Source organism: Trinickia sp., assembly GCF_035492435.1.
Classification (GTDB): Bacteria; Pseudomonadota; Gammaproteobacteria; order Burkholderiales; family Burkholderiaceae; genus Trinickia.
Window position 1 is genome coordinate 1 of the sequence record NZ_DATJJF010000062.1, and the last position, 6,677, is coordinate 6,677.

Below are 6,677 nucleotides of genomic sequence, written 5' to 3' on the forward strand. Positions count from 1 at the left end.
CAAAGAGATTCATCGCGTCAACAGCACGATGATCAATCAGAACGAAATCGCCGCGAAGTTCATGACGGGCTTGGGCTATAAGACGTTCGCGGTCATCCACGATACGACCGATTACGGCAACGGTCACGACAAGTACTTCAGCGCAGCCCTGAAAAAGGACGGCGGCCAGATCGTGGCTGACCTCGGCGTGTCCGCGGATCAACAGGACTTCACGACCGAGCTGACCAAAATCAAGCAGTTGCATCCGCAGGTCATCTACTTCGGCGGCCTGACACCGATCGGCGTGCGCATCCGCAATCAGATGGACAAGCTCGGCATCCAGGCCGAATTCGAAGGTACGTCCGGCATCAAATCGGATTCGTACATCAGCGGCACCGGCAGCAAGCTCGCGGAGGGCTCGCTTGCGTTCCTTGAAGGTGCACCGACAGAGCAGCTTCCGGGTGGCGCGTACTTCCTGAAGGAATATACCGCGCAGAAGTACAGCGAACCGCCTGAGGCCTACGGTGCTTTTGCGTACGTCGCGACGAACCTGATCATCGATGCTGTCGAAAAGGACGGTCCTGATCGCCACAAGATCCGCGATACGCTCAACCAGACAAAGAACGACGACACGATCATCGGCAAGGTCACGTTCGACGATCACCGTCAGAACATCGTGCCGCTCGTGACCAAGTACGTCGCGCAGGATGGCAAGTGGGTGGTCTGGGAAGACAGCTCCTATGCCAAGGGACAGCGCAAGCTCAAGGGTCTTTGATCGATGGACGCGCTAGGTCAGTACATCATCAACGGGCTGATGCTCGGCGTAATTTACGCAATGGTCGCCGTCGGGTTTTCGCTGTTCTTCGGCGTCCTCGATGTCATTCAGTTCTCGCATGGCGATGTGCTGATGGTTGGCGCGTTTGCAGGACTCGCCGCATCAGTCGGGGTAACGGCGCTTCATATCGGCAACCCATGGGTGCAGCTCGTCGCCATCGTGCTTAGCGCTGTGGTGGTGACGGGGCTGCTCGGCATGGCCATTGCCCGCTTCCTCGTGCTGCCGCTGCATCGGGCACCGCCGCTCAATACCTTGCTGGCGACGCTGATGTTGGGCTCGGTGCTGCGGGAATGCGTCCGCTTGTTTTATCCAAGCGGCGCGAACCCCCAGCCTTTTCCGGCGCTGCTGCCCACGTCATCGATCAAGCTCGGCAGCTTTGCATTGCGTGTCGATAACTTGATTCTGCTTGCGGCGGGTATGGTGGCGATCGTCGGGCTGCATGTGCTGATTACGCGCACGCGCCTCGGCCTCGCCATTCGTGCGGTGGCGCAAGACGGTGAGACGGCGCAGCTGATGGGCATCAATTTCGGTGCCCTCGTGCTGCTGACTTTCGCATTGGGTTCAGGCATGGCGGCGCTCGCTGGCGTCATGAACGGCCTCTACTACAACGAGATCAATTTCGACGTTGGGCTTTTGCTCGGCGTGATCGGTTTTTCTGCCGCCATTCTCGGCGGACTCGGCAATCTCTATGGCGCAATCCTCGGCGGGTTTCTGTTCGCGGCATTGCAGGTGCTGGGCAGCGCCGCGCTGCCTGCGCTGATCCCTGATATTCCGAGCGCCTACAAGGACGTGTTCGCGTTTGCGGTTGTCATCGTCCTGATGGCCTTTAAGCCCACGGGGCTGATCGGCGAACGAGCAAGCGAACGGATATGAGTACGACCATCACTTCTTCATCGGTACGCCGCAGTGCCGGTCCGCTGATCCCGGTCGCATTGGCCGCGGTCGTGACCGTCTACCTGTGGCTTTTCTTAGGCGCGCAGTCGCAGCTCGAGATCTGTCTGCTGCTCGTTGCGGGCGCGGTTGCCGTGTTCCTCAGCGAACGATTGAAACTCAGCGAGCGAATCGGAGTGGCCAATCGGGCCAACCCGCGAATGGGACTCGCCTGTGCGTTGATCGGAACGCTTGCACTGATCGCCGCCTTTTACGACACGCATTACGTGCTGCTGATGATTTGCACGGTGCTGCTCTTTGCCACGGCGGGTCTCGGCCTGACCTTGCAGTTCGGCTACGCAGGGGTGGCCAACTTTGCGGGCGCGGCGTTCTTCGGTATCGGCAGTTACACAATTGCCGTGCTGGCCGCGCATACGGGCATTCCGCATCTGCTGCTGATCGTGTTGTCGGGCATTGTGCCCGCGGCAATCGGTTCGGTGCTGATTCTGCCGGTGCTGCGCACGCGCGGTCACTACGCCGCGCTCGTGACGATCGCTTTCGGCATCCTTTTCCGCAGCTTCGTTCAGGTCAACGACGCGCTCGGCGGCCCGCAAGGACTGCATTTGCCGGGCCTATCGATGTTCGGCTATTCGTTCAGCGATGGCTTTGAACTATTCGATCAGGACATCTCGTTCTACGTGCCTTATGCACTGCTCAGTCTCGTGTTGTTCGCCGGCATCTTTCTGATGGTGCGCACGCTCGAACGGTCGTGGATCGGCTTGAGCATGGACGTGGTGCGCACAGATGAGACGGCTGCCTCGACGTTTGGCCTGCACATCGCCCGCTGGAAGGTACTTGCGTTTCTGCTCGGCAACTTCGTGGCAGGTATGGCCGGCAGCGTCTACGGGATGATGACGGGCTTCGTGTCGCCCGATAATTTCACGTTCAGCGATTCGCTGCTGCTTGTTTCGATCGTCGTACTGGGCGGGCTCGGCAACGCGGCAGGGCTCGTGCCGGCCGCATTTATCGTCATCGTGCTGCCGCAGAAGTTGCAGTTTATTCAGGAGTACCGTTTCCTGTTCTATTCGATCGTCGTTCTCGCCATCCTGCTATTCCGTCCCGATGGTTTGCTGCCTCGCAAGACGCGACTCTTCTTCGGGAAGGAGACAACCTGATGAGCACGCACAAACCACTCGTCGAGGCGCGCGATCTGACGATGCGCTTCGGCGGACTTCGGGCGCTCGACAATCTGTCGCTCGATATTCGCGAAGGGGAAGTGCTCGGCCTGCTCGGCCCTAACGGTTCGGGAAAAACCACCTTCTTCAACGTGCTGACGGGCGTCTATCGGGCCAGTGCCGGAACGATCCGCTTCAACGATACCGAACTGATCGGACTCAAGCCGCAGGCGATCTTTCGCACAGGGATCGCGCGGACGTTTCAGCGCTCGCGTCTTTCCTTGCCCTTGACGGTGTTCGACAACATCGTCATTGGCGATTACCAGCATCTGCGGCACGGGCTCTTCTTCAACCTGTTCAGGCGCTCGGCGTTTCGCGCCGAATATGCGCGCGCCGTGGAAGAAGTGCGTGCATTGCTGGAGATTTTCAGCCCCCCGCTCGTTGATCGGCTCTTCGAGCCCGTCGAGACGTTTTCAATGATCGACCGCCGGCGCATCGAAGTGTGCCGCGCGCTGATGGGTCGCCCGAAGTTGCTGTTGCTCGACGAACCGTCGGCAGGCATGACGCACGACGAAACGAACGAGCTGATGGACGACATCCTGGAGGTCCGCGGCAAGCTGAAGAATGTCACCATCGTGCTGATCGAACATGAAATGGATTTGATTCGGCGCATTACCGAACGCTGCATCGTGCTGAGCTACGGAAAGAAAATTGCCGATGGCACGTATGAGGAAATCACGGCCGATCCGGAAGTGCAAACGGCCTATCTGGGAGAAGCGGCATGAGCGGGTTGCAGATCCGGAATATCCGCTCCGGCTACGACAAGGTTGACGTCCTTCACGACGTTTCAATCGATGTGGAGCCAGGCAAGATCACCTGCATCCTCGGTGCGAACGGCGCAGGCAAGACGACACTGATCCGCGCGATCCTGGGGCTTACGCCGCCGCGTGCAGGGCAGGTGATCTGGGATGGCGTCGACATCACCAAGGAAAAAACGCATCGCATCGTTGCGCGCGGTATTGCGTGCATCCCCGAGGGGCGCAAGGTGTTTCCGCGCATGAGCGTGGAGGAAAACCTTATACTCGGTGCTTACTTGGAGAAGGGCGGTGCGCAATTGCGCGAGCGCATCGATTATGTCTACAGCGTCTTTCCGCGCCTCAAGGAGCGTTCGGGGCAGCTTGCGGGGACGATGTCGGGTGGCGAGCAGGCCATGGTATCGATCGGCCGCGGCTTGATGGCGGCTCCGCGTTTGCTCGTGATCGACGAGCCCTCGCTTGGCCTTTCGCCCTTGTTCGTTAAGGAAAACTTCAAGGTGATTCAACAAATCAACGAGCGCGGCATCACCGTGCTGCTCGTTGAGCAGAATGCCCGACAGACGCTCGCCATCGCGCATAGAGGCTATGTGCTGACGCAGGGGCGCGTGGTCGCGCAGGGTAGTGCGCAAGAGCTCGCCGACAACGACGAGGTCCGCGCTGCATACTTTTCAAAGTCCACAGGGGCCTCGACATGACCATCATCACTGAACTCGGCCTACGTGAACTCGCACGGCAGGTCGCGCAACGCACGCTTACGGCCGAAGCCGTTGCACGTGCATTTATTGAGCGCATCGAGGCGCAAGAGGCCTCGCTCCACGCTTGGCAATACTTCAATGCGGACCAAGTGCTCGAGCAAGCGCGCCGCATCGACGCGGCGAATGTTGCAATGGGGGCGCTCGCGGGCGTGCCCGTCGGCGTAAAGGATGTGATGGATACCGCCGACATGCCGAGTACCTACGGCTCGCCGATTTATGCCGGGCATCGCCCGGTCTTCGACGCAGCGGTTGTGGCGAAGGCAAGGGCCTTGGGCGGCGTGATGATGGGCAAGACAGTCACGACGGAGTTCGCGACCTTCAAGCCAGGCCCGACCGTCAACCCGCGTTCGCCGAGTGCTTCACAGCCTCATACGCCGGGTGGCTCGTCGAGCGGCTCGGCCGCAGCCGTTGCATCGGGCATGGTGCCGATCGCATTTGCCACGCAGACTGCCGCATCGATCGTCAGGCCCGCCGCGTTCTGCGGCGTCGTGGGGTACAAGCCGACCTTCGGCACACTGCCGACGGTCGGCGTGAAGCCACTTTCGCCGAGCCTCGATACGATTGGCGCATTGGGACGATGCGTCGACGATGTCGCATTTTTCGTCGGAGCGCTGGCTGACCGTGAGTTTGCCATCGACGCGACTTATGCCCCGCGTGTCGGCATTTGCCGGACGCCGCATTGGGATGTCGCCACTGAGGCGAGCCGTGCGGTGCTCGCTGAGGCGGCGCGCCTTTTGGAGGCGGGTGGTGCCGTGGTTGCCGATGCGCGCCTTCCGGATGTGTGTGACGGGTTGGCGGACGCACAAGCCGGAATCATGAGCTATGAAGCCGCGGCGGCGTTCAGCCCTGAGTGGCAAACGCGCCCCGATGGTTTGAGCGCGCCGTTCCGGACGGTGCTGAACACGGGCGCCGCGCTCGGCGGCGTGCGCTTTGCCCAGCTGCAGGATGCGGCAGAGCAGGGGCGCCGTGAGGTGACGCGCCTCTTTGATCAATTCGATGTGCTGATCGCCCCGAGCGCTGCTGGAGAAGCCCCCGCCGGACTCGATTCGACGGGAGACCCGTTGTTCGGCCGCATGTGGACGCTGCTCGGCAATCCCTGCGTGCATGTGCCGGTAGGCGTCGGGCCGGGTGGATTGCCGGTCGGTGTAACCTTGATCGGACCACGATGGCGTGACGACGTGGTACTGGCGGCCGCCGAACGTTTGGAGCGGGCGGCTCGCGCTCGCGGCGCGTAGACCTGAAGCGCGCCTGAAATACGCATGAAATATACGCGAAATGTGCTTGAAATGACGTCAAGGCGTCTGCGTCATTCGCGATAGAAGCAATAAGTCGGAGTACGAAAAGCGATGGTTGAACAACGAGTAAGCGATGCACAAGGCGTAGCGGCGCAGGACGGCTCGGCATTGGCCGTGCGCGTGAGCGATGCCGTCAATAGCGATCGGCTTAACGATGCAGTGGCTGAACTGGCGACCTTTGGCGGTCGCACCGATGGTGGCGTAACGCGCGAGACGCTAACGGAAATCGATCTGCAATCACGACGCTATCTGATTGATCGCGCACGTTCATTGGGCTGCACGATGTCGATCGACGACTGCGGCAATCTGTTCTTTCGCAGGGCAGGGCAAGCGGATCTGCCGCCTGTCCTCACCGGCAGCCACGCGGACACGCAGCCGGTGGGCGGCAAGCTCGACGGTGCATACGGCGTGGTGGCCGCGCTCGAAGTGATTCAGGCGCTCAACGATGCGGGCGTCGTCACGCGTCGCCCCATCGAGGTGGTGTCGTGGACGAATGAGGAAGGTGCTCGGTTCGGGCCGGGCGCAATGGGCTCGAGCGCGTTCGCATCCCCCGCGCGTCTGTCGGACTATCGCAACTCGCGCGACGCGGCAGGTGTCACGTTCGGCGACGCGCTCGATGCAGCTTTCGCGGCAGTGCCCGACGTCGAGCGCTTGGCGCTTGGTCACCCGATCGATTCCTATATCGAGCTGCATATCGAGCAAGGGCCGGTACTCGAGCGTGCGGGTGTGCCGCTCGGTGTCGTGACGGGCATCCAGGGCGTGCGATGGTTCGAGGTGACGATTACCGGTGCCATGGCCCACGCTGGTACGACACCGATGGAAATGCGCCGCGACGCAATGCGGGCAGCTCAGAACATTGCGCATCGTTTGTACGCATGGAGCGACACTGCACTTGAAAAAGGTTTGCGGCTCACGCTCGGGCGCTGGCGTGTTGCGCCTAACTCCATCAACAC

The 6,677-nt window shown here is 61.1% G+C and carries 7 protein-coding genes; all 7 read left to right on the forward strand.

What is annotated here, in order from left to right:
* The coding region (locus VL598_RS04920) for a branched-chain amino acid ABC transporter substrate-binding protein (protein ID WP_325325574.1) at positions 1–754 on the forward strand (754 nt) is incomplete at its 5' end.
* 3 nt (positions 755–757) lie between these two features.
* Positions 758–1,687 carry a branched-chain amino acid ABC transporter permease gene (locus VL598_RS04925; protein WP_325325575.1) on the forward strand — a complete coding sequence of 310 codons (930 nt, stop codon included), beginning with the start codon at positions 758–760 and terminating at the stop codon, positions 1,685–1,687.
* Entirely contained in the window at positions 1,684–2,859 is a 1,176-nt protein-coding gene (locus VL598_RS04930; protein WP_325325576.1) for a branched-chain amino acid ABC transporter permease, read from the forward strand. Before VL598_RS04925 ends, VL598_RS04930 begins: the two co-directional genes overlap by 4 nt.
* Positions 2,859–3,644: an ABC transporter ATP-binding protein gene (locus tag VL598_RS04935; protein ID WP_325325577.1), complete on the forward strand. Its 786-nt coding sequence runs from the start codon at positions 2,859–2,861 to the stop codon at positions 3,642–3,644. The genes VL598_RS04930 and VL598_RS04935 overlap by 1 nt, the downstream gene beginning before the upstream one ends.
* On the forward strand, positions 3,641–4,369 hold the full coding sequence (locus VL598_RS04940; protein WP_325325578.1) for an ABC transporter ATP-binding protein: 729 nt from the start codon (positions 3,641–3,643) through the stop codon (positions 4,367–4,369). The genes VL598_RS04935 and VL598_RS04940 overlap by 4 nt, the downstream gene beginning before the upstream one ends.
* The gene (locus VL598_RS04945; protein ID WP_325325579.1) at positions 4,366–5,664 is read left to right on the forward strand and encodes an amidase; all 1,299 of its coding nucleotides are present in this window, start codon (positions 4,366–4,368) and stop codon (positions 5,662–5,664) included. The genes VL598_RS04940 and VL598_RS04945 overlap by 4 nt, the downstream gene beginning before the upstream one ends.
* A 111-nt stretch (positions 5,665–5,775) precedes the next feature.
* A partial coding sequence (locus VL598_RS04950; RefSeq protein ID WP_325325580.1) for a hydantoinase/carbamoylase family amidase occupies positions 5,776–6,677 on the forward strand: 902 nt, incomplete at its 3' end.